18 protein-coding genes and 1 pseudogene are annotated in these 25,449 nt (G+C 36.2%); 16 read left to right on the forward strand and 3 right to left on the reverse strand.

What is annotated here, in order from left to right; genetic code table 11:
* Nucleotides 1-211 precede the first annotated feature (211 nt).
* The 14 genes from I2H39_RS06875 to I2H39_RS06940 all read left to right on the forward strand — a co-directional run bounded on the left by I2H39_RS06875 (nucleotide 212) and on the right by I2H39_RS06940 (nucleotide 19,640).
* Nucleotides 212-556, forward strand: a complete 345-nt coding sequence (locus I2H39_RS06875; RefSeq protein ID WP_002566037.1) for a hypothetical protein — start codon at nucleotides 212-214, stop codon at nucleotides 554-556.
* Nucleotides 557-631: 75 nt separating this feature from the next.
* Entirely contained in the window at nucleotides 632-2,002 is a 1,371-nt protein-coding gene (locus tag I2H39_RS06880; RefSeq protein WP_002566036.1) for a hypothetical protein, read from the forward strand.
* Between the two features lie 116 nt (nucleotides 2,003-2,118).
* The gene (locus I2H39_RS06885; protein ID WP_048931269.1) at nucleotides 2,119-5,259 is read left to right on the forward strand and encodes an SIR2 family protein; all 3,141 of its coding nucleotides are present in this window, start codon (nucleotides 2,119-2,121) and stop codon (nucleotides 5,257-5,259) included.
* A gap of 206 nt (nucleotides 5,260-5,465) precedes the next feature.
* Nucleotides 5,466-7,130, forward strand: a complete 1,665-nt coding sequence (locus tag I2H39_RS06890) for a reverse transcriptase domain-containing protein (RefSeq protein ID WP_048931268.1) — start codon at nucleotides 5,466-5,468, stop codon at nucleotides 7,128-7,130.
* A gap of 264 nt (nucleotides 7,131-7,394) precedes the next feature.
* Nucleotides 7,395-7,754: a hypothetical protein gene (locus I2H39_RS06895; protein WP_240305388.1), complete on the forward strand. Its 360-nt coding sequence runs from the start codon at nucleotides 7,395-7,397 to the stop codon at nucleotides 7,752-7,754.
* A 215-nt stretch (nucleotides 7,755-7,969) separates the two neighbouring features.
* Nucleotides 7,970-9,985 carry a P-loop NTPase fold protein gene (locus I2H39_RS06900; protein ID WP_117634117.1) on the forward strand — a complete coding sequence of 672 codons (2,016 nt, stop codon included), beginning with the start codon at nucleotides 7,970-7,972 and terminating at the stop codon, nucleotides 9,983-9,985.
* A 12-nt stretch (nucleotides 9,986-9,997) separates the two neighbouring features.
* Nucleotides 9,998-10,849, forward strand: coding sequence for a Qat anti-phage system associated protein QatB (gene qatB, locus I2H39_RS06905; protein ID WP_048931265.1), 852 nt, complete (start codon nucleotides 9,998-10,000; stop codon nucleotides 10,847-10,849).
* Nucleotides 10,846-12,114 (forward strand): Qat anti-phage system QueC-like protein QatC, encoded by a 1,269-nt coding sequence (gene qatC / locus I2H39_RS06910; RefSeq protein WP_048931264.1) that lies wholly within the window; start codon nucleotides 10,846-10,848, stop codon nucleotides 12,112-12,114. The genes qatB and qatC overlap by 4 nt, the downstream gene beginning before the upstream one ends.
* The gene (gene qatD, locus I2H39_RS06915; protein WP_048931263.1) at nucleotides 12,111-12,857 is read left to right on the forward strand and encodes a Qat anti-phage system TatD family nuclease QatD; all 747 of its coding nucleotides are present in this window, start codon (nucleotides 12,111-12,113) and stop codon (nucleotides 12,855-12,857) included. The genes qatC and qatD overlap by 4 nt, the downstream gene beginning before the upstream one ends.
* A 595-nt stretch (nucleotides 12,858-13,452) precedes the next feature.
* Nucleotides 13,453-14,877: a hypothetical protein gene (locus tag I2H39_RS06920; RefSeq protein ID WP_048931262.1), complete on the forward strand. Its 1,425-nt coding sequence runs from the start codon at nucleotides 13,453-13,455 to the stop codon at nucleotides 14,875-14,877.
* A 439-nt stretch (nucleotides 14,878-15,316) separates the two neighbouring features.
* On the forward strand, nucleotides 15,317-15,922 hold the full coding sequence (locus I2H39_RS06925; RefSeq protein WP_195626102.1) for a hypothetical protein: 606 nt from the start codon (nucleotides 15,317-15,319) through the stop codon (nucleotides 15,920-15,922).
* Nucleotides 15,922-16,971, forward strand: a complete 1,050-nt coding sequence (locus tag I2H39_RS06930; protein ID WP_195626103.1) for a DUF262 domain-containing protein — start codon at nucleotides 15,922-15,924, stop codon at nucleotides 16,969-16,971. Before I2H39_RS06925 ends, I2H39_RS06930 begins: the two co-directional genes overlap by 1 nt.
* 205 nt (nucleotides 16,972-17,176) lie before the next feature.
* On the forward strand, nucleotides 17,177-18,199 hold the full coding sequence (locus I2H39_RS06935) for a virulence RhuM family protein (RefSeq protein ID WP_195626104.1): 1,023 nt from the start codon (nucleotides 17,177-17,179) through the stop codon (nucleotides 18,197-18,199).
* A 409-nt stretch (nucleotides 18,200-18,608) separates the two neighbouring features.
* Nucleotides 18,609-19,640 (forward strand): virulence RhuM family protein, encoded by a 1,032-nt coding sequence (locus I2H39_RS06940; RefSeq protein WP_195626105.1) that lies wholly within the window; start codon nucleotides 18,609-18,611, stop codon nucleotides 19,638-19,640.
* A 351-nt stretch (nucleotides 19,641-19,991) separates the two neighbouring features.
* Here the strand turns inward: I2H39_RS06940 and I2H39_RS06945 are convergent, their stop codons facing one another.
* From I2H39_RS06945 to I2H39_RS06960, 3 genes and pseudogenes are all read right to left on the reverse strand, one after another.
* A complete protein-coding gene (locus I2H39_RS06945) occupies nucleotides 19,992-20,528 on the reverse strand; it encodes a hypothetical protein (RefSeq protein ID WP_195626106.1) in 537 nt (178 codons plus the stop codon).
* Between the two features lie 22 nt (nucleotides 20,529-20,550).
* A pseudogene (locus I2H39_RS06950) lies at nucleotides 20,551-21,540 on the reverse strand (creatininase family protein).
* Nucleotides 21,541-22,438: 898 nt separating this feature from the next.
* Nucleotides 22,439-22,921, reverse strand: a complete 483-nt coding sequence (locus tag I2H39_RS06960; protein ID WP_195626108.1) for a hypothetical protein — start codon at nucleotides 22,919-22,921, stop codon at nucleotides 22,439-22,441.
* A 563-nt stretch (nucleotides 22,922-23,484) separates the two neighbouring features.
* On the opposite strand from I2H39_RS06960, the gene I2H39_RS06965 reads away from it, so the two are divergent.
* Nucleotides 23,485-24,201, forward strand: a complete 717-nt coding sequence (locus tag I2H39_RS06965; protein ID WP_227146801.1) for a LytTR family DNA-binding domain-containing protein — start codon at nucleotides 23,485-23,487, stop codon at nucleotides 24,199-24,201.
* A gap of 260 nt (nucleotides 24,202-24,461) precedes the next feature.
* Nucleotides 24,462-25,148: a hypothetical protein gene (locus I2H39_RS06970; RefSeq protein ID WP_195626109.1), complete on the forward strand. Its 687-nt coding sequence runs from the start codon at nucleotides 24,462-24,464 to the stop codon at nucleotides 25,146-25,148.
* Nucleotides 25,149-25,449 lie beyond the last annotated feature (301 nt).

Consider the following 25,449-nt stretch of genomic DNA (forward strand, 5'->3'; position numbering starts at 1 on the left):
ATATATGTTCCTAATGGTAGTCAAAGGACATTTGCGAATGCTACAAGAACAGGTTGTTAAAATGAATAAAAGATTATATTGAATCTGATGGTAGGCTTTAAGTTGAAATGGTACTATCAGAATATAATTATGTATGTATAGCTTTGCAATGGTGTAAGTGTTTTAAATCAATATTTATTGCTATTAAAAAGGTGGATGGAAGGAGTAAACTATGGCGAAATATACGGATGATGAGATACGTGGTATATCGAAAATAACTTGCAAGATTGCTGGTGAATATTTGGGGATATCATCAATGGCAGTAAGCATTGGTATGAGAAATGGTGTTTTGCCAATTGGTTTTGCCATTCATAATGAGGAGCGTGACAGAAGATACTCAGAAAGTTGGTCATATCATATTATTGCTGAACGGTTAATTGCATATAATCATGGAAAAATAAATGAAATCCAGGTTCAGAATATCGAAAAGAACCTAACCACAATAATTGAAAAGTTTGAAGAAATGAAACAAGACCTGCTTTTTATATTAAGCGAAGACGCAGAACCGAAGAAATAGAGCTGTTTGAGTACGCGTTTTCGCTGTCCAAGTATAAAGATGAAGAGAAAAAATACGAAGGGGGGAGGAGTTGGCATGAAAGGTAAGGAAGTGATTTCCTTAACGAGGCAACAGCTTTATGATGAAGTTTGGAAACAGTCACTTGTAAAGGTTGCCCAAAAATATAATCTACACTATGGACGGTTAATTAGCAGTTTAAAACAGGCGAACGTCCCATATCCTCCTTCTGGATATTGGACAAGAGTGGATTTTGGAAAGGATGTATCAACAGATTTAGTACCTTTATCAGGTGATGTAGATGTGTCTGTAGAGTTGACGCTGGCAGGTGCTGTAGTAACCAGAAAACGGAAGAAAAGCTTTGTAGAGGAAGAAAAAGTTGAAAAAGCAGTACAGCCAGAAGAGAGATGTATAGAAGCGATGGAGAGGCTTAAAGAGGAAGCGCCAACTGTGATACCATTTTCTACAAATTTAGATATACCGGATACGGTTTTATACTTTTTAACGACTGATGAAAAAGCGAAGGTAATTGAAGCAATCAATAGTTTGGAAATTAAACAAAATGCTCACCTACATAAGAATTTAGTTGTATATAAGAGAGCAATAAAAGAGTATAAGGATTATCTCAAGGAACATAATTTCTCAGCAAGGAATCGAAATTATTATGATAGAGGAAAAACAGTTGAGCCACCTCGATTTATAAATGATGTTTCTGAGGATGGATTAAGCCGGGCTATTTTAATTATGGATGTCATATTTAAAACAGTAGAAAAACTGGGAGGAGAGGTGCAGCAAGACTTGTCTGTAAAGATACGACAAGATGTTGTGCATTTTAAGTTTGCAGAGGCCCAGGATAAGGTACCCCATGAAATAACAAAGCAGGAGGCAAAAGAATTACTGGAGTATAAAGAGGCCAAACGATATAAAAGATATGCAAGCGAACCTAAAATAAAAAAATACGATAATGTATACAATGGTAAGCTTCGTATTGTGTTTGACGACAGCTCGTATATTAAAGATAGTGTAGAGTTAAAATTAGAGGAGCACTTGGATGAAATAATAATTCGTCTTTATGAAATTTCCAATGTACACAGAATCGAACGGGAAAAGAGAGAAGAGCAGCATCGTTTATATTTGGAGGCGAAACTCCGTGAAGAGGAAGTGAAAGAAAGACGGCAGCAGGAAGCGGTAAAAACGCAGGCACTGGAGAATATAGCAAAAGATTATCGGATTGCTTGTGAGATTAGAAATTACATAACTGCAATACTGAATAAAGGAGAGCTGACCGAAGCTGATTTTGAATGGATTGAATGGGCGAAGAAGAAGGCTGATTGGTATGATCCAATTGTCGCTAGGGAAGATGAGTATTTGGGGAAAAGGGACCATTCACGGTCAGATGAAGATAAGATGATAATCAAGAAAAAACAGAGCAGTATTTATGGTTGGTAAATGTGTCATCTACTAATATTAATAATTAAAGATAATGTGAAGATTGTTAGTTATATAATAGTATCATAATGTGAAATATTATTTATAATTTTTTGAGAGAGAAGGAACAGAGATATATGGACTATATTTTAGAGTTTGATGAATTTATTCGTTCTATTAAACAAAATATAGATACAAAGTATTCATTTTTGTTGGGTGCTGGTGCATCAGTTGAATCAGGGATACCTTGTGCTAGCGAATGTATTTGGGAATGGAAAAGAGATATATTCATTTCTCAAAATCCTACATTGGCAGAAATGCATAATAATATCAAATCACAAAATATAAAACGGTCAATCCAAAATTGGTTAGATAATCAGGGTACATATCCTAAAGAAGGCGAAGATATTGAATACTCTTATTATATTGAGAAAGCATTTAGAATTCCAGACGATAGAAGAAAATATTTTGAACGAAACATAACAGGAAAGACGCCAAGTTTGGGATATCATATATTATGTTTGTTAGCAGAGCGAGAGATAATTAAAAGTGTTTGGACTACCAATTTTGATGGCTTAATTATTAAAGCTGCGCATAAATATCAACTAGTTCCTATTGAGGTTACGTTGGAATCACAAGACAGGATATATCGTACTGATGCTAATAAGGAGTTGCTATGTATTGCTCTACATGGCGATTACAAATATGGTCCTCTAAAAAACAGTAAAGAGGAATTAGATAGCCAGAGTGATATTTTTGTTAATGCCTTATCATTTGAAGCATCAAAACGTTATTTTGTTGTAATGGGGTATAGCGGAAGAGATAAATCACTAATGCAAGCAATAGAGCGTAGCTTTTGTAGAAGTGGTGCTGGAAGGCTTTATTGGTGTGGATATGGTAGGAATATTGCACCAGAAGTGAGAGTTCTGATTGAGAAACTCAATTTGTATGGGCGAGAGGCGTTTTATATACCTACAGATGGTTTTGATAAAACAATGCTTAATATTGCGCATATGTGTTTTGAAGACAAGGAACTACAAGAAGAAGTTGAAAAATTAAAAGCTGATCTGGGTGCTGGGTATGAGTGTAGAACAACAACGTTTTCACCGTATAAGGAGGGTGTAAACAAAATTGTAGATACAAATGTTTATCCAATTAAATTTCCAGATAAATGTTACCAATTTGAGGTGAAAAACAGTTCAGTTATGAACCTATGGGATTATTGCAAGCAGCTGATTGATTATAACATAGTTGCAGTACCTTATAATGGAATGATTTATGCTTGGGGAAATCGAAATTCGATTAGTAACATGTGTGGCCCTAACGTTAATGGAACGATAGAACTAGTACCATTGACAAGAAAAATTTTTTTTGACAATGGCACTTTAAAAAGTATGCTTTTAAAAACATTGCTTATTGTTATTGGAAAGCATAGCAATTGTAAATATAATAGAAACAAAATATGGAGAGAGTCAAAAAAAATAAACTACACTATAAACGGAAAAAATATTGAAGCATATCAGGGCATACGGTTTTCATTATTCATGGATTGGAAGTACTCATATTTGACACTAACGCCTGCTTTTTATTATAAAGATCGAAATAATGTTAGCAAGGAAGAAAATAAAGAATTTTCGGATAGATTTATGGAACAAATATGTAAAATGCAAGCGAATAAGAATTATGCGGCTTATATTAAACATTGGATAAATATAATTTTTCCAGATGGTAAATCGATTATTTCAATGTATCCATGTAATTCTGAATCAGGGTTCGAGTTTACAATTGTCAATAAAAGTCTACTTGTTGGGTTGAGATCAAGACAGGCATTACACAATCCTGATGATGATATGAAAAAAAGAATATGCATTGGAGGCGCAGAACTTGCAGATACAGAATTAAAATTTTATAATCCTGCCCAGAATGCGATGCATACAGATTTTCATCCTATGCGAGGGTTGATTAATAATAAACCGTATGATTTCTATATGAATAATAGATTGTTTAAATCAAACATATCTTTAGGAGTGATAAGCCCAGTAGGATCCGAAAAAAAATTAGAGGATTTTTTGGATCGACTTAATAAAAAACACAAAGTTAATTATAATGTTGATTACGTTATTGATTATCCTGGATTTCAGTCCGTCTATGGGGTTGGACTCAGTGTTCCGCTAATTGCGGAATGGGCTCTATTAGATGATAAAATGCTAAATAAAGCCAACTTATATCAGTCATGCTTGAATTTTGGTGATCAGATTAAGAAGAAGATTGAATATCTAAAATCACGTGATAGTGTAGATGTTATTATTATTTATATTCCCAAAGAGTATGAGTTATTTACTTTTTTTAATGATGGAAATATTCATTATGATTTGCATGATTATGTAAAAGCTTTTTCTGTTCAAAGACATATCTCGACACAGTTTATTAGAGAAAAAACAATTGATAGTGAGTTGGATTGTCAAATTGCCTGGGCTTTATCTCTTGCAATTTATGTAAAAGCTGGAAGAACACCTTGGATTTTAAGTGGCTTAAGAACTGACACCGCGTTCGCGGGAATAGGTTACAGTGTTGATCATATTAAAACGGATAACCAAACACTTATAGGGTGTAGTCATATTTATGGAGCAGACGGCCAAGGGCTCCGATATAAATTATCAAAAATTAAGGATGTAACATTTGATTCAAAAAATAATCCATATTTATCAGAAAATGAAGCTTATCAGTTGGGCTTAAATATTAAAGAACTATTTTTTGATTCATTTAAAACGCTTCCTCAAAGAGTGGTTATACATAAAAGGTTCCCATTCCAGAAACAAGAGATTGATGGATTAACAAAATGTTTAGGAAGTGCTGGGGTTAAAGACATTGATTTAATAGAGATAACTCTTGAAGATAGATTTCGATGTTTTGAATATGATAGAAGATTACAAATTGATGGGTACCCAGTAAGAAGAGGCGTGTGTTTTGCTATTAATGAAAATACGGCATATCTCTATACTCATGGAATAGCCCCTTCGGTAAAAAACGCTAACCTGCGATATATTCAAGGTGGAAAAAGTATACCGGCTCCTTTAAAAATTGTTAAACATTATGGTAATGGTGATCTGGCTCAAATAGCAACAGAAATATTGGGGTTATCAAAAATGAATTGGAATAGTTTTGGATTGTATTCAAAGTTACCATGTACAATTCAGTCATCCAATGCTATAGCAAGAGTTGGCTGGCTATTATCGCAGTATGAAGGTGTGGTATATGATTATAGGAATTTCATGTAGAGATTATAGTTAGTATTTGATATTTCAAAAAATTATGATATAGTTATTACATAGGAGAATTTATATTCGTTAGTGTTACTGCAACGATGTACTATAATGTTAGGGGGATATCCCTCTGACTATCTCACTTTACTATATGTGAATTATAATAATCACAATGTGGGCATGGATAAGGTAGAATTCTCCTATTTTATTTGGAGGAAGTTATGCTTGAAGAACCTAATATGGTAAGAGAAAAATTCTTTAATATGAAAAGCCGCGAAGATGTGGCTGACATATTGGGTATAAAAGAAAAAAGTTTAAGATATTTTTTATATAGCATAAAACCAGATAATATGTATGTCGAGTTTTCAATCTCAAAAAAGAATGGCGGGGAAAGAGTTATTTGTGCGCCAAATGATAAACTCAAAGCTATTCAAAGGAAATTAGCAGTTATATTGAATATGGTATATAAAACGAAGCCAGCAGCTCATGGATTTGTTTTGGACAAAAATGTGGCGACTAATGCCAAAGGACATGTAAAAAAGAAGTATGTTTTCAACATTGATTTGGAAAATTTCTTTGACCAAATTCATTTTGGTAGAGTCAGAGGTATGCTAATGAAGCCGCCATATAATTTGGGTGAAGAAGCTGCCTTAGTTATTTCGCAAATTGCTTGTTATAAAGGAAAACTTCCTCAAGGAGCCCCTACATCACCAATTTTAACAAATATGGTATGTGCACCGTTAGATACTCAATTGACTAAGCTGGCAAAGAAATATAATTTGCAATATAGTAGATATGCAGACGATATTACATTTTCAACATATAAAGCTGATTTTCCAGTGGAAATTGCTTATGTGGATTTTAATGGGGTTCATGTGGGCACTGTCTTGGAAGAACTTATTAAAAAAAATAATTTTTTGATAAATTACAATAAGGTTAGAATATCTGATTATCGACAGAGACAGATAGTAACCGGTTTAGTTGTTAATCAATTTGTTAATTTGAGACGAGATTATATAAAGGAAATTAGGGCATTATTATATAGCTGTAAAGTTAAAGGTCTTTTAGAGTCTGCGAAGCTATATGTTGAGAAAGGAAAATGCAAAAATCCTAAAATTATTGAAGCGGTCAATTCAGGAAAGAGTGAAAAAGAAGATGAGATTATTAATTGGTTTTTACAAGTATTAAAAGGGAAAATTGAATATATAAAAAGTATTAGGGGAGATAATAATCCTACCTATCTTAAATATGCTTCTGAGTTGAATCGAGTTTCGGGCAAAATATTCTTTCGTGTAGATGAATACTTGGATTTTATAAAGCAGATAGAAAAATCTGTATTCATAATTGAAATTAATGCTCTTGATGATTACATACAAGGCAGTGGTTTTTTGCTTGATCCGGACTTACTTCTTACTAATCACCATGTAACAAAAAAAGAAGGCTTCTATAAGGTAACAACTTTTAAAGAAGACCAAATAGGCATTATATCTAATGATATTAAGTTCCTAAAAAGAAATGAGAATATAGATTATGCTTGTTATAATGGGTTTGGTAGAGAAGATTTAATTCCATGGGAGTTGGGGGATTCGGATGATATAAAAATAGGTAGTAAAATTATTATGATTGGCTATCCCGATTATAATTTAGGAAATACACCAGATGTTCAAACTGTATATGTTACTGGAGAGCGAACTTTTATGGGACAAAAGTTAATAACAGTAAGTGGCAGAATTGTGCATGGCGCAAGTGGGGGTGTTGTATTAAACGAAGAGCATAAGGTGATTGGAATGATAAGGTGTGGTGTTGTGTCTTATTGTGAAACTGATACAACTAATAACCACGGTTTTATACCTATAAATGACATTATGAAAGATATAAAGAGTTAATAATGATGCGGAATTGTGGTTCGGAAGGGAAATAGAGGGATTTAACCACAAGATATAGTGGTTTTGGCGAAAAATCGAGAAAAAAATCGGGCAAAAAATGGCCGATTTTGACCCCGATTTTTTGGCCTTTTCATAGATGTGAGATGGGGAAAAGAGGATATGAGGTAAAATTTCAGGTCAGCCAGATAAAAATGGCGGGCCTCTTTTAATAGAGTATCAAAAATAGAAACGGCTATATGTGAAAGGACAGAGAGGGGAATTTAGATGTTTAAGATTTATTTGAGCCGGACAGTGAGCCCTGGTGTAGGTATCAGTCTGCCGGCTACAATCGAAGAAATGAGAGAAGCCTATTCTCTTCTGAATGGAACGGATACAGTTCCGTTGGAAACAGCTACCACCTATGTAGAATCATCCATTCCAAATCTGCGCCAGTACCTGTATGAGGTCCCAGTGTCAGAAAAAAGATTGGAGGAACTGAACTACCTGGCCTATCGTGTGAAATGGATGGACAGCCAGGACGAGGCGGTATTCGGAACCGAGACGGAGATTGTGACAACAAAATCTGGGAAATTATGTTTGAATATGATTAGAGTTAGTATTATAAAATGTCGAATATATTTTTAAATAGGTGTTAAGAGCAAGACATTTTACACAAAATTTGATATAATGAGGAAAGTGGTTGAGGTTGAGAACAAAGTAGTAAAAGGTCTTAAAAGTAAATTAATATCCAGGGAATGCAAATTTTCGTTGTGTCGAATGGAAGTTATAATGACTATATTTCTTTAACTGATATTGCAAAATAAATAGGTGAAGATTCGGCCGCCACAATCCATAACTGAATGCGAAGCCGTTACATCATTGAATTTTTAGCACTATGGGAGACGTTACATAATCCGGATTTTTTCAATAAAAATAAAAAAGTAAACTTTGAACTATCTATCAAAGATTTAGGAGAAAAGTATATGTGGAATGATATTGAAACTACTACAGACTATTTGCATTTCTCAGTTGTATCTAAGACGGTTGCAGATTTAATAATTGAGTCAGGGGATAATCCAATATCTATAGGAATATCTGGAAGCTGGGGGGCCGGGAAATCCTCCATGGTAAAAATGATTGGTAAAGATTTGAATGACCAGTCCAGTGATAACAAATATATTTTTCTTGAATTCAATGCATGGTTATATCAGGGATATGAAGATGCGAAATCCGCCTTGCTCCAGTCGGTGACGATGAAATTGACTGAAGAAATGAAAAAACAAGGAATTGATGAAGATGGTGAGCTTGGAAAGAAATTCAAGAAATTCCTGAAACGTATTAATTGGTTTCAGGTATCAAAACTGGCATTACCTTTGTTGGCTGGCTTTATTCCAGGAGCAGCGCCTGTCGGCGTGATTGCAAATTTTGCAAATGTCATAAAAAGCAGTTGGAATAATCGTGATAAAAAGTCTGAGAACAGTGAAGCGATAGATACTGCGATTGAAGGACTGACTCCAGAATTGGAAAATCTTTTAAATGATAATGAAGAGATGTCAGAGCCGGCAACAAAGCAGATTGAGGAAATTAGGAAGGAATTTGAAGAAATACTTAAACAGCTAAAAGTGAAACTTGTTGTTTTGGTAGATGATTTAGATCGGTGCTTACCTGAAACAGCGATTTCGACTCTTGAAGCAATGAGATTATTATTATTTGTAGAGCGAACAGCCTTTATCATCGCAGCAGATGAACAGATGATAAGAAATGGAGTACGTGCCCATTTTAATGGAGTTGAATTGTCAGATGAGTTAGTTACAAGTTATTTCGATAAGTTGATTCAAGTTCCAATAAAAATACCGCATTTGGGGATTGCAGAAGTAAAAGTGTACATAGTTCTCTTGTTCATGGAATTAGAAGTTAAAAGAAACGGAGTGAGACAAGAAGCATTTTTAGAGGCGCAAAATAAATTAAGCAAGCTTTTGAATAAAGCATGGGAAGATGATGTGACAGCAGAAAAAATAGAAGGGGTTTTTGATGATGATACAGAAAGAACCATGAAGGAATATGTAGCAATTGCAGATCAATTAGCAGGTATTCTTGTAGGTGCGGATAATATTAAAGGTAATCCTAGATTAATAAAACGGTTATTAAATGCTCTTGAGATAAGAAAAAAAGTTGCAAAAATTAATGGAATGATGTTAGATTCCGGTGTGTTAATAAAGATGTTATTGTTTGAGAGATGTGCATCAGAAGGGGCATTTGATTATCTGGCTAAAGAAGTTGCAAACGCAGAGGAAGGAAAACCGGAATTTATACAAAAGTTAGAAGATAGCTTAATAAGTGGTGAAAAATATGAATTTCCAGATGTTACATGGAACAATGATTTTGTACAGAAATGGGTATTAATTGAACCGAAACTAGGTGGACTTGATTTGCGTCCACTTTTGTATCTTAGCAGAGATAAGGCGCTTTCGTTTGCTGCATATGACGAACTTTCTATTAAAGGCAAAGAATTGTTAACTGCGTTAAAGAAAGTAAAGAATGGTACATACCTTAGGGAACTTGTTGAATCAATTAAATCTCTAGGAATAAGAGAGGCTGAGAAATTGTTGAAAAGAATAATTAGTTTGGGACGTAATGAACAATGGAATGTAAATGCTTTATTTGCAGCAGTACATATTACGGAAGCTTTTCCCGAATTAGGTCGTAATTTAGCTTTGGCTTTGTGTGAGATACCGGCAAAATCTAGAAAAGCTCCCATTATTCCTGTTATTGCTGAAAAGGAATGGGCTAAAGATATGTTGAAACAATGGGCTGACGATTCAGAAACACCAGATAGTGTAAAAAGGGCCATAACACAAAATACACAAAAGAAGTAGGGGTGAAAACATATGGGAACATCAGCTTCAAGTATGGGACCAGGTGCAGGGGTTTCACTAGATCCGGAGTGGTTAGATGACATTAAGTTGCCTAATCAAGATAATGAGCAACCGGATTGTCAAAATGATGACGATAGTGAAAATGATAATCAATCTGATGAAAAAGAACCGGATGATGATGAAAAACTTGTTATTGCACCCAAATTCCGTTTTGCAAGTGCTAGACGAGGAATGGGTGAATACGTTCATTCTGGGAGTAAAGACTCTTTGAGAAAATCGCTGGGGCATTATTCTAAAACAGGAATGGGCGGAGCGAAAAATCTCTCCAAACGCATGCGTACTTCAACCAAAGCAGCTGCGAATTTCTTCCAGACATTTCAGTCCTTAAGGGATAACGAGAATTTCCCATTGGGTAAAATTTTATCAGAATTGCAAGGACGAGGTGCTAATGCGAATGAAATTATTGATACAATAATTGATAATGTATGCCCAACTGGTGGAAGCTTAGACGAAGTATCTTGTAGAGATTCAGGAAGATTTGCATTGAGCGAGTTTATGAGTCAAAATCCTGATACAGATATTAGTAAATTGACTGATGATCAGATATGGTCTCTCACCGGTACATTTCTTGGCAATGAGGCATTTAGTCGTATCCAATTGGACATAGGACAAGCTTTTGAAAAACAAGAAGTATCAGCTGTAGAACGTGTTAATCGTATGAACGAAATGAAAGATTATTTACAATCAGAAATATCATCGCAGTTAAATAGGCTTAGAAACTCTGGTAGTAAGACGATTGATATGCAGAAATTATTTCAAACAGCTATAAAAAACACGTTTGAAGTGTATGAGGTTGAAGTATGAATAAAGTGATTTGTTATCCACGATGCTGTACCCCAAAGTATTATAGTGATGATGATTATTATTTTGAAATGTTTACAGTTCCTGAACAGAAAATAAACAATGTAGGGCATGTGGGAGTACAACTATTTAAAGAATTGAGAAAATCAAAAATAGCTCCAACAGTAGAGGCATTGGATTTTACAATTATTGCTATGGCTGTAGTTGCAGCAGATAAAGCAGTATTGAGGAAAAAGAGTGCTGATGGTTGGACAAGAAAAATTGAGCTTTGCATATATTTGCATGATGCGCCTAAATGGAGACAGGAAAAAAGGAAGTTAGAGGAAATGCTTCGTTTCCTCAGCGGAGATTTTTGGGTTTTAAATATAAATGCTTTACCAGAATCGCTGGTTCCGCAGAAAAAATATGATTTAAGGCAGCAGGATTGTATTTGTTTGTTGTCAGGAGGTATGGACAGTTTAGTGGGAGCAATTGATTTGCATGAAGAAGGAAGAAATCCTTTATTTGTATCTCAAACAGTTAGGGGAGATGCTGAACATCAAAGAGAATATGCCATGCAGTTTGGAATAAATAATTTGTGCCAATGGAGCAATAATATAAAGAAAAAAGGAGAATCGGAAATTTCGACCAGAGCAAGATCAATGGTCTTTTTTGCTTTTGCATTATTGGCATCTTGTGGCATTGATTGCAATGCTCAAGGCAGGAAAGAATTATTCGTACCTGAAAATGGATATATTAGTTTGAATATGCCATTAGATCCACTTAGAACAGGTAGTCTTAGTACAAAAACAACCCATCCTGTATATATGAAAGCAATGCAGGAAATTTGGAATGATGTGGGAATAAATATTGATTTTGTATTACCATACAAATATAAAACAAAAGGTGAAGTTTTGATGGATTGTAAGAATCAGGATTTGATGAAAAAACTTATTTTTGGTTCGACAAGTTGTGGAAAATATCAACGGAAATTACAGCACTGTGGGGTCTGTGTTCCTTGTTTAGTAAGGAGAGCAGCTTTTTTGAAAAATAATTTGTGTGATGTTACAGAAGGCGGGTATTTTAAAGAAAATTTACAATGTTCGTATTCAAAAGATGTAGCAGCTGCAGCATTGGCTGTTGTTCAATTGAAAAAAAATGGCATTGAAAGTCTTGTGAAAGGTATGTTGTCTTTTGCAAAAGGAGAAGAACGAAATTTATATTTAGGTGTTATTGAACGTGGGGTGCTAGAAATAGGAGCATTGTTAAGGGAGCATAGTGTTATATGATAGATTTCCATTGTCATTTGGATTTATACAAGAATCCGTTAGCAGTATTTGATGAAGTCAAGCAAAGAAATGTAAAGGTGTTAGCGGTTACGACAAGTCCGCGCGCCTATCTAAAAACATCCCAGTATTTTAATAATACAGATAATGTGAGAGTTGCGTTAGGATTTCATCCGGAATTAGTGGCAGATAGAAGGAATGAAATTGATCTATTTATGGAACAAATTTCAAAGTCCAGATATATTGGAGAAGTAGGTATAGATGGTACTAGCAGAAATAGGCATTCATATTCTGTACAAAAAACCTTTTTCTATGGTGCATTAAGTGAAGCTGAGAAGCACCATGGAAGAATAATCAGTATACATTCAAGATGTGCAGTTAAAGATGTATTAGAATGTATAGAAAAAACTTTAGATAAGAATGTGCCTATAATGCATTGGTTTACCGGAAATATAAAAGAACTTCAAAAGGCTTTATCGTTAGGTTGTTGGTTTAGTATAAATCCTAAAATGTGTTATTCAAAAGCAGGAAGAGATATAATCATGCAAATGCCATTAAATAAAATATTGCCAGAAACAGATGCACCGTTTACTGAAAAGAATGGAATGTTGTATATGCCATGGGATATGGATGTGATAGAGTTTTTAGCTGTACAATATGGGAGGTCTATAATTGAAATTAAAAAACAGATGGAAAACAATTTATTAGAAGTAATCAATGGTACGACAGCATTAAAAAAAGTCTAAGAAAAATTCTAGTAAAAACAACGATTTTACTATTTAGTCAAGTGCTTACTATACTGTTTTTTGAAAGAGTCTTGGTGTAAGAATATTATGACGATAACAAAGCGGCTTTGGACAAATAATAGTTTTAAAGTCGCTTTAAACAAAAAATATTTTTTGTAATGGGATTGACATGAGGGTGATTGAGATGATGAAATCGGAGACACTCCAAGATATCATAAATCTTTCCTGCAGACTTTTCTTCACACACTCGATATTCCAGAACTATTAGTAGTAACGATGGTTGCAACGATAACATTTTTATGGATATCAAGTCCACAGCAGATGGGGGAGATGAGCCTCATCATAAGTATCACCACCTTAACTAAAGATAGGAATAGCAACATTGACTGTCATCTTACGACTAAATAAACATGGTTTATTACCCGTGATAAGAGTCCGGGTTCAAAGTCCCACTTGTTTGTGCTTGTAAGGATGACGGCACATATAAATATACGGGGCCGAATAAACTTCGCCACTCCTCCTCCCATGCTCTGTAGTGTATTGCTATTCCATAATAACATTTTAAAACTAAAAGAGGAGGGGGACAAGACTTTTCATGACTTGTTCGTGCCTGAGCGAAGCGAAAGGAATGACTAAAAATATGAATAAAATATCTGAGGTAACAAGACAAGATATTATAGATATTATCAGAGAGGGGTTTACAGTAATACTCGATGAAGAAGAATATGATGATAAGTCTGACGAGTATGTTACAGAGCGTACTATAAAAATGCCGTACTATGGACGTCTTGATGAAATTGATTTCCTTTCAAGAGTATACAATCTAAAGGAATTACCATCTCATGATAGTCGTTATAAAAATGCTCTTGATGATATTAGTTGCCATCTTAGATGGGACGATTATGAAGAGGAATGCTGGTTTTTTCAAGATGAGCGATTCAAGCTGCAACAAAAAGATGGAGATGAACCTTTACTGCGATTTATATGTGAGATGGTTCATCCGGCGGTACGGAGAGAAAAATCGCCTTGGAAACAGTATTTAGATAAATTTAATGAGTTGCTTCGAGTAGATGGCTATGAATTATATCCGGCACATCATATTTCTGGTCGTGATATTTATAAAGCTAGAGAATATAGCGTGCCGGATAAACCGTTATTACCAGATAATTTATTTTCAGAGCGATATAAAGACCTTATTGATTATGGCCATGGAGAAGCAGTTGATAATATTAGCAATAATATTGATTATAGGGCTAAAAAGCATATCTGTAGAATTATGCAGAATTTCAGAGAGCCTATACAGTATCAACCCAACCGATATCATAATTGGACAGAAAAAACAGATGCATTAGATGTTGCAATTAACAGACTAAATGAATTTATGGATACTCCTGTCATTGATTTAAAAAGCGCAATGTTCTCTTTATCTTCTGAGGAAGAAATATTTGCAAATTATTTTACACCGTTTATTTTTGATGTAATAGAATTTCAGTATGATGAATTATCTGAAGGTGAAAAATGTGGATTTCAAGAAGAAATTAATGCATCGTTGCAGAAAGACAATGTATCTTTTCGCCTTATCGATAGAGGGCTTATTGAGCAATTGCCAGATCATGAGGTGTTGACTTCAGAACTCATATCAATGACTGAACAAATAAAAGAACCTGGTTTAAGAGAATTGTTTGATATAGCAGTAGAGAAACATATGCAGCCAAGTTCACAATCTCATAAGGATGCGGTTGAAAAAATTTGGGGTGTATTGGAACGCTTGAAAACATATTATACTGGTTTGGATAAGAAGAAATCAGTGGAGAGAATTATTAATGACATGGCGGGCGGACAAGAAGATTTTGTAAAGCTATTTGATACGGAATTTAAGGCACTTACAGATATTGGAAATAGCTTCCGAATTCGTCATCATGAAACGGATCGAACAGATATTACAGACATCCGCTATTACGATTATTTTTTTAACCGTTGCCTGTCTTTAATTGCGCTTGCTATTCAATATTTGGAGTGAAAAATACAGTGTTAAGAATAAAGCTCTTGAGAGACTAAAACTCGAGGGCTTTATTGTTGGCAGTTTTTTTACCAACGATAACATTTCTTTTTAGGCATTTCTTAATATTATTCGTGAATGTATTAGCATATCAAAATTTTGGAATTTGTAGTATAATCTTAGTATTGTTATAGGTGGCTTGAAAAATGTCTATAGAGGCCATGGACAGAAACGGGTGTAATAGTGTTTACGCCAAGGGGAAAACATACCTTTCTGCCATCATTATTATCCCCACAACAAACTGCGAAGTATGTGTCGAATTGTGCCGGAATGAGAGAGGTGCTGCAAAATAAGAAAATCTAGTGATTGAAACCAGATGTAGAAAATATATACCATAATATAATGATGATTTTGAAAAGTCACTTTAAAGAAAATTTAGAGAAGTTTGGAAAAATTGACAATGGATAAAGCTAAAAATATAGACGAAATTTTAGAAGAAATTAAAAATGATATAATTAGAATACCGCCAGATGTATTCGTTTCCAAGTGGATAATGGAGGGGATTCCCAATATTTTTGAAGGTGATAGTATGAAATACTATGATTGGAAACATAAATTAGCATCGGGTATTCAGGTAGATGCTAGGGATATTATAATTACTGGTTCAGCATGTGTGGGATATAGTTTGAACCCCAGGAAAAATTTTAGAAAGTTTAGAAAAACTTCGGACATTGATGTAGGAATAATATCAAATTATTATTTTGATATAGCTTGGCATGAACTTCGCAACCAGAAGTATTATAAACTAGATAATAATATGAAAAATGCTTTAGAAGAGCATAAAAATAGATTGATTTATTGGGGAACTATAGCTACTGATAAAATATTGCCACTTTTATCTTTCGGAAAGCAATGGAATGCTATCATTACTGAATTAAGGAATTTCCCACCTATAGACAGTAGAGAAATAAACTTTAGAATTTATAAAGATAATAAATCATTTCGGGACTATCAAATTAATAGCATAAAAGAATGCCAAAGTATAATTTTAGGAGGAGATGCATAATGAAGGATTATTTGGGAAGTACCCAGCAAAACATTGCATGGTTTAATCAAAGGAGTAAGGAAGTAGATGGTTTAATTATTAAGCCAACGTTCCAACGAAATCCCGTTTGGACGGTTAACCAAAAAAGTTATTTAATAGATTCAGTTTTAAGAAGTTATCCAATACCTGAGATATATCTTCAAGAAAAAGTGAATGACAAGGGAGAAAGCCAATTTGTAGTTGTAGATGGACAGCAAAGATTGCGGGCAGTATTAGATTTTATTAACAATGAGTTTTCGCTTGTTCCTTCGGAAACAAGCGAAGAGTGGGGGAATCTAACATTTGATGAGTTATCCCCAAATGATAAAAAGAAGTTCTTTGAATACAAATTTGTTATAAGATTATTACCGGATATAGATGAAGAAACTATACGAAATATATTTAAACGAATTAACAAAAATAACGAAAGGCTAAATCAACAAGAACTTAGACAGGCCACCTACTCTGGTGAGTTTATTATAATGATAAATGAGATTGCTGATAGAACATATTGGGAAGATATAGGGTTATTCACTCCACAAAAAATACGTCGAATGTTAGATTCAGAATTTATAAGTGAATTAGCTATAGCATTTTTAAATGGTCATCAAAATAAAAAGGCAAAATTAGATTATTACTATAAATTGTATGAAGAAGAGTTTAGTGAAGGTGATGAGGTAAAGCATGTTTTTGATAGCGTGATAGGAGAAATATTACAAGTATTACCTAATATAAAAAAAACCAGGTGGCGTAATATGACAGATTTTTATACGCTTTTTTTAGTAATGGCTCAATATAATAATAAAGTGCCATTTTCTTCGGATATAAGGGAAAAGTTAAACACTGTATTAATAGATTTTAGTAATAAAGTCACTAATCTTCAAAAAGCAATTAAAGAGGATATAGCAAGTGATGAAAAAGATATGAATATACGTAACTACTCATCTGGGATAAGAGCTTCAACAGACTTGGGAAGTAGAAAGTTGAGATTCGAAGCATTAAATAATATCATAAAAAGTATAACGGTTTGATGATAAATATAATCTGTGAGTAAATTGAAAAGTTTACACCAGCGTTTAATTGACATAAAAGCGAATTATTCGGAAATCCCGGATAGTTCGAACTTAAGGTTTTCGATAGTTGAATTTTGAAATGAATCATCATTATAATCTGCAAGTGATGATATATGCTGGTCAAGAAGTAGACAATATTAAATGATAAAAGGCAGGTGATTGAATGGAGAATCAAAGTGAATTTATTATTTATCAAACAGAAGATGGTCTAACACACATAGAAGTAAAATTTGAGGATGAAACCGTCTGGTTGAGTCAACAGCAAATGGCAGACTTGTACCAAACCTCCAGAACTAATGTGGTTGAGCACATAAAACATATTTACGAAGAGGGTGAACTGGATGAGCAGTCAACCTGTCGGAATTTCCGACAGGTTCGCCAAGAGGGGAGTAGAGAGGTTGCAAGGAATATACCGTTTTATAATCTTGACATGATTATATCTCTTGGATATAGAGTAAAATCATCGATTGCCACGAGATTTCGGCGTTGGGCGACAGAGCGCTTAAAGGAATACATGATTAAAGGCTTTACCATGGATGATGAAAGGCTAAAAGGTAATGGCGGTGGCAATTACTGGCGTGAATTGCTTGAACGCATTAGAGATATACGCTCATCCGAAAAGGTATTGTACCGACAAGTACTTGATTTATATGCCACAAGTGTAGATTACGATCCTCGTAGTGAAGATTCAATAGAGTTCTTTAAGATAGTGCAAAACAAGCTGCATTTCGCGGCTCATGGTCATACAGCGGCAGAAGTGATATACGAACGGGCAGATTCAGAAAAGCCGTTTATGGGACTTACTACATTTTCGGGAGAACTTCCGGCATTAAAGGATATTAGTATTGCAAAAAATTATCTGAATGAGGAAGAATTAAAAGTTCTGAATAATCTTGTTTCTGGTTATTTTGATTTGGCCGAAATTAATGCAATCGAGCATAAGCCAATGTACATGAAAGATTATGTTGACCAGTTGGATGCTATTTTATTATCAGGTAATAGAAAGCTGCTTGCGGGATATGGAAAAGTGAGTCATGATCAGGCAGTGAAAAAAGCAAAGGAAGAGTATAGAAAATACCAAAAAAATACACTCTCACCAGTGGAACAGGCATATATGGAAACTATTAAGGACGTTGGTGAGAATGCGAAAAAGAGAATAAGAAAAGAAAGAGGAAATAGAAAGTAAATATTTAGTAGGTTATGCAGTGGCTTGCTGCGTATTTGAGCGGGCAGTTATTATTGGAAATCCGCCAAGGGGCAACTATATATTTCCGCCATCATTATTATCCACTCAACAAATACGGAAAGTATTGTACGGTTGAAGAAAAGTGTAAAATAGTGAAACAATAAACAGATTTAATGGGCTGGTTGGGATTTGTAGGAGTATATATTTGCAGAATTTTTAATAACTGGAAATTAGAGCGGAAGGTAACTGCTTAAGAATTTCGAGTAGTTGAAAAAGAAGGTGTCTGGTTCGTGAATCGTGAGATTGAATATGTTAATTTGGATGTAATACGATATAAGGATATTTAATGGACTAGGGAATATTTAAACCTATAATTTTTTGAGGAAATAAAGATTGAGGAAAAGAAATTATGACAAACAAGAAGAAAGAGATTACAATCCACAGTTCAGCCGCAGAGTATTTAACATATGTAGCATCTACAGGTAGTAGCTCAGATAGTTTTGAGATGCGCTATGAGGACGAGAATATCTGGCTGACGCAGAAAATGATGGCAACCTTATATGATGTTTCTGTATCGGCAATCAATCAGCACCTTAAAAGGATATTTGGAGATAATGAGCTGATAGAAGAATCAGTTATTAAGAAATACTTAATAACTGCCTCGGATGGTAAATCCTACAGTACGAAGCATTATAACTTACAGGCAATCATTGCCGTTGGCTTTAAAGTGAACAACGACCGTGCCGTAAGATTCCGCAAATGGGCTGGTCAGATTGTCAAGGATTATACAATTCAAGGATGGACGATGGACAAAGAGCGCCTGAAAAAAGGGCATATGTTCACCGATGAATACTTTGAACGTCAGCTTGAAAATATTCGTGAGATACGCCTGTCCGAGCGAAAATTTTATCAGAAGGTTACAGATCTCTATGCCACAGCGTTTGATTACGACAAAGATGCCAAGACTACCCGGCAGTTTTTCAAAATGGTACAGAATAAGATGCACTGGGCTGTACATCGGCATACAGCAGCGGAATTGATTGTAGAGCGTGCAAATGCCGAAAAAGAACATATGGGCCTGACAACGTGGGAATCAGCGCCGGATGGGAAAATTGTTAAGGCAGATGTTACTGTGGCGAAAAACTATCTGAGCGAACAGGAAATGTCTTATTTACAGAGAATCGTTTCACTGTATCTCGACTATGCAGAGTTACAGGCGGAACGAAGAATACCGATGAGTATGGAGGACTGGGCAAAGCGACTTGATGGTTTTTTGGAGTTTAACGGGAACGAACTGCTAATGGGACCGGGAAAAGTCAGTGCGGAACAGGCTAAGCTTCACGCAGAGACTGAGTTTGAAAAATATCGTATTGTTCAGGATCGATTATTTATGTCAGACTATGATAAATATTTAATAGAATTAGAACATCAAGCGGATTAAAGTGACGTGTAAAGATAAATATACCGTTTCCGCTTGGGGAGAAGTGCGCTTTCCCGCCATCATTATCATCCACTCATCAAATGTCGAAGTGGTAATAATGATGCGGAATTGTGGTTCGGAAGGGAAATAGAGGGATTTAACCACAAGATATAGTGGCTTTTGGCGAAAAATCGGGGAAAAAATTGGGCAAAAAATGGCCGATTTTGACCCCGATTTTTTGGCCTTTTCATAGATGTGAGGTAAGCGCCTAAATTTCGGACGGTAGTTCGGCGCCTAAATTTTCCTAGTTAAGTTTCACAGGACCTATGTATACCAAAATTTTATATATAATCTTGTAACATTACCTTTATCCTACTCCTGTCTATTTCCATTCACTTTTTTGGCAAACTCTTTGATATAGGGCTTAAAGTTCTTATGCTCTGCAGGCTGCGTTGCAAGAGGGATGGCGAAATCAGTTACCGTCATTACAAAAAACTGGCTGCTGTCTTTAAAGTAAAAAGCAACTTTGCCCATCGCTCCAAGTTTTACTTCTTTCAACATGCTGGCCGTGATATGTAAGATAAAATCCGGATCTACTTCCATCTTTGTCATGGACGGGCAGGGAACAGCCATGATATACATCTCATCCTCCCGGTATCGGACGATCAGATTGGGCATATGGGAATATCCGGACTGTATCCGGTCATAACCTTTCACCGTAGAGACCGCGTCTTTCGCCCCCTGTGCCATAACAATCTCAAAGCCCGCTGTTTCCGGAACCGCGCTCTCGGAACCTTCAATGATTGACTGAATTAGCATCGCATGTTTCCGCTGTGTTTTCTTGTCCGTGAGCTTAATGAGTACAAGCGCTAATATGAGTGGGACACAAAAAAATAAAATCAGATACATCGTTTTTCTCTCCTTTTTCTTATCACTTCTTTGAAATGAATTCGTCAATTTTTTTTGCAATATCGTTCACCTGTAAACAGATCATATCTTCCACATGGTGGCTGACATCCTTGTAACCGGCTGGATTTCCTGCATAGCCGAGGGGGACGGTATTTTTTATTTCCTCGCCTCCCTGAAGCCATTTTTGCAGTTTTGCCTGATCCAGAGATGTGGACTTTAACGTTTCGGCGGTCTCTAAATCCACCAGCTGGGGATAAAAATAATTCAAAACCGCTGTTTCAAACGCTCCGGCATGAATATCTAACAGACCAGACTCCGTCGGCTCCGTTTCTGTAAACCATTCCATTGGATAGTCAGGATTTACTACCAGCAGAAAATCTTCATGCCCCTGCCAACCATACAGTTCTAAATCCATGGAATTTAAAACGAGTTTGCAGGACAGCCCCAGCTCGGAATTAGCCCTTTTTATCGCATCAATAAGTGCCTGTACGTGGGCGGCATCTCCATGATAGTTAAAACAAAAAATATCGCGGAATGTAAAACGGCTCATATTTTCAAAAATTTCAAACAGGACCTGTGAAAATGTTTCCGGCCGAAGGGAAAAGGTACCCGGAAAACTGCCAGTACAGTGATTGATTCCTCAATAGTAAGGCGGCGCAATCACGCTCTCCCTATTCATTTCAGCCAGTTTTTTCCGAACCAGCCTGCACATGGCATAGCTCCAGTAGATGTCGGAGCCAAGAGGGAGATGTGGGCCATGTTCCTCGATAACGCCGAGTGGAAACAGAAGCGCTGTGGTTTTCAGCGCTGTATTTTGAAATTTTGTCCAGTTTTCCTCTGCCATCGTTTCCTGAAAAATAGATGTAAACATATCTTTTTTCCTCTCATTTAATTGATCTACCCGGGTGGGGGCATTTGTTAGATTGACCTTTTCGCAGCACACGCCGCCGAAATGCAATGACGCTAATTTTTTTATTGATATTTGCCCGCAAAACGACTTGAAATCGCTCATTTCTCTTTAAGGGATAGGGACGGAACCCCTGATAGAATGGGACTTGGAGGGCTGTCGTTCCATTCTGTGTTAAAACTTCTCGCAAGGTTTTTTCTAAGGTAGGGCGGGATTTTGCCCACCGAAAAACAGGGAGGATATCATGCAACAAGCCTTACGCTGATTGAGGAGCGCCGTTTTATCCGACGTTGAGCCAGACCATGTACAGCCCCCGGTGGTATGGGAGAAACGAAAAAAGGCCGCCGAGCAGAAGCGCCAACAGAGGAAACGCGTCACATTTTAGGCTCGAAAAAAGCCTTGTAAAGATGGGGCTTTACGGACGCTGAACCAAAAATGGGAGGGTTATACGATTTCACCTGAATCCCCGTAAGCAGGCCCTATCGTTCCGCCCAACCGCCTCAGCGTGAGAGTTTGTCCTCTCCCATGTCGGGGCGGTTTTCTTGCGCGGCAGGAATTCGGATTTGTCAAAACAGTAGTGGCAAGCATTTTGCAGGAGTATATCCACTCTTGTAAAATGCTTGTTGGAGTCCGTAGTTTACCCCCCGGAAAAGGACCACTGCTGGCGGTTCTTTCATCGCTTCTTACGGGGCGGTTGCGTGTCCTGCGGACACTTCTAACCCAGGAGGACAACCTTTCCCAGCCGGTAAAGCTCCCTTTATTTAGCGCACGTAAGGGCGCGTGGCCGCTCCACCTGTGGAACGTTCGCAATGCAAGCGGCCCTTGCCGGGGGATTGGGGGAGCCCCCAACAAGCGGTTTGAACCGTTTTCGCAAAGCGGAAAATGGGCAAACGCACAACGGTGTGTACCGTTGTGCCCTGCTTGCCAGTATTGAAAACAGCAAAATAAGAAATGTGCCTTTTATCAAGAGGGCATAGGTAAATCAGTCCTACAAAATGGAATTTTACTTTAATCTGAAAGGATAAACATGAATAGTATGTCTGCTTAGTTCAATAGTTTCGATATCAAACAGATTCAGTTCACCAAATTCATAGTATATATCTCCCTTCTTATCTGTTTTCGCATTTTCCTTATACCATGCGCCAGTACGAAAAGTTTGAATTAAAATTTTTTCGTCATTAACGAAGCTATAATCAGCTTCCTCTCCATAGAAGTATCCAGAATCATATAGAAGATTTATCTGTTCATTCTCAATTTTAAGCAAGGCAAATGCTTCTTCACTTTCACCTGAGAAATAAGAAAAAATTAGGTATTTCTTAGATGGGGAAAGTTGCAGTGAACCTCCACCATAACCCCCAGAAGCATAAGAAATCTCGAATCTGTTCTCTACTGTATCGTTGGAAATTAAAGATAGAATAATTTCATCATCATCCTCTAAAATAACTTTTTTCCCGTCTGATAAGAATACAACTTTTGTTTCTTCCATAAAAATCCCTTTCTACAACTCCAAATTTGTCGAATACGCCTTCTCCGCCAAAGGAAACACTCTTCTTCCTTTTACTCGTTGGATCTGTCAAGTTATTCTGCGTATCATTATATCGTGTTTCAAGTCTTTATAAAATCCGGGCGGGATTCTGGGTAGTTTATACTTTGAAAACACATAAAAAATACAAGCTGGATAAACTTTAAAATCCCTATTCACCGGTGTTCCCGGCATTGCCGCACCTTTAATAAAGTCGAAAAACAATTTGAACCCAATACTATTTTTTATTATGAAGCATGATGTAAGCTTCCGGTCAAATCACAGCTTAATGTTTTGTATGAGTGTGTTCCGTCAGGTCAGGCCGGACATAATAAATATATCACAGTTATTGGTAGGTCTTGCTTCTATTTCATTACATTACCATAGGCGTTTCATGACATTCTCTTTGAATTGGTTTAGAATTATGGTAAAATTATACCCATTCGGGCCCCGCGTAACTGAATGCTACGCATGGGCGCGCTCTGCGCGATAAGGTATAACAATTTAACAAACGGATTAGGAGAACGATGATGTTGCGGATTGGTATTTGTGACGATGATCCTCATATGCTTAACTATCTCTCGGCTTTGTGTACGAAAATTCTGCCTGAAGCAGTCGTTACAGAGTATCGAGGCGGTATGGAGTTTTTAAGCAGCACCGGAAGTTTTGAAATTATTTTAATGGATGTGCGTATGGAGGGGCTGGACGGCTTAAACGTAATCAAACAGCTCCAAAACAGAATTTCAAAAAAAACGCCGAACTCGCCGGCCGTGATTTTTATTACGGCTTATGATGAATATGTATTTGAAGCGCTGGATTTATTTCCGTTCCATTATTTATTAAAGCCTCTCGATGAAGAAAAATTTGAGATGATACTGAAGCGTGCGGCAGAAAGGTATGAAAAAAAGGAAAAAGAAGAAGCTGTTTTTTTTCACACAAAAACTCGCCATTTGCATATTTATCCCAGGGATATTTACTTTGTGGAGAGTAACCTGCGAAAGGCCGTTATTAATCTACAGCACGAGCAATTTGAAGTGTATTCTACGATGGCGGAGTTGGAAAATTTGTTTGGGGACTCTTTCTTTCGCTGTCACAGGGGGTACCTGGTGAATCTTGGAAGGGTCCAAAGCTATGACAGGGCTACGATCACACTGATTAATGGGAAGCGTGTAATTTTATCCAAGACGAAATATGCGGAATTCGTAGACGCGTATATGCGTTATTTAAAAATCAATGAGGGGTAGAATGGGCTGCTGTTACAATTCGGCAGCCCTGTGTTTTTTGTGAGCGCTCTTTTCGTTACATAATCAATATAGTTTCATGGCAGTTCTGATAAACATCTCCATGTATGTGAGAAAATAAGATAAGACTGCATGGAAAAAAATTGTAACGTATGCCGGGGGCCAGGATAAGAATTTTACTATTATGAGATAAGGGGAAAATGTTTTTTGTAGAAAATTTCGAGGATAATACGATATAGAGCTATAGATAGTCAGGAGAAAATATGGAATGGTATGGGAAACTGAGAAAAAGTTTTTTTGTCAATAATTTCAGCCAGTACCTGCTGAAGTTTCTGGAGGACAAGGCAGGCCTTGCCGGACGAAGTAATTCCGATAAGTGGAGTCTGTTTTTTGAAAAAGTGGAGCATTGGAAAAATCGATACTGTATTTCTTCAGAACTGGTGACACTCTATGGAGTAAATGGCTGGTATGTGGATTTTAGGTTCAGCCGCTTTAAGCTGCCTGACAGCAGGGAATATCAGATAGAGGAATATGCAGCGATTCTGTTGTTCATCGATTTAGTAATCTCCTGTGATGGCGATGCAATGGAATTCGAGTGTTTAAAGAATACAGAATTTGAAGAATATTTTCAATATTATGATTATCCTGTGGAGGAGGATGCTGTGTTATCCAAAACGCAGTTCTGTGATGAATTACAGCACTTGTACAACAGCTCTTTTGAACGGTTTCAGTATTATGTGAATCAGCCGGCAAAACAGAATCCGAACGTGATTGAAAAATTAGAGTTACAGTATCCAATCTATATAAACTATATGGATTTTTTTAGGAGTAATATACGAGAAAACAGCAAAATAGTGCGGTTAAATTCATTTGGATGCGATGAAGATATATGGTATGTGGTACCCGTTGATTTTGCTGTATTCTTGATTGCTGTGAGAGAAATTATCTAATGGGGAGATAATGAAGCCAGTAACAGATTTGAAACAGGTGAAATTCGTTTTCGCTATTCGAGAAAAATGTCAGATGACAGCACTAAATGGATACGGCACGGGCTATTTACAGAATATCATCAGAACAGCAACATATTGTCAACAGGGATGTATAATGAAGGCTTAGAAAATGGGCGCTGGAAAGATTATCATGAAAATGGAAACTTAGAAAGTGAAGAGATCTTTGAGTAATTATACAAATTCCAGATCAAGCAATTGATTGACATTTTTGAAACACCAACATTATAGTATGAGAAAATCT

Origin of the sequence: Clostridium sp. 1001283B150225_161107_B6, from assembly GCF_015556325.1 — a bacterium.
GTDB lineage: Bacteria > Bacillota > Clostridia > Lachnospirales > Lachnospiraceae > Enterocloster.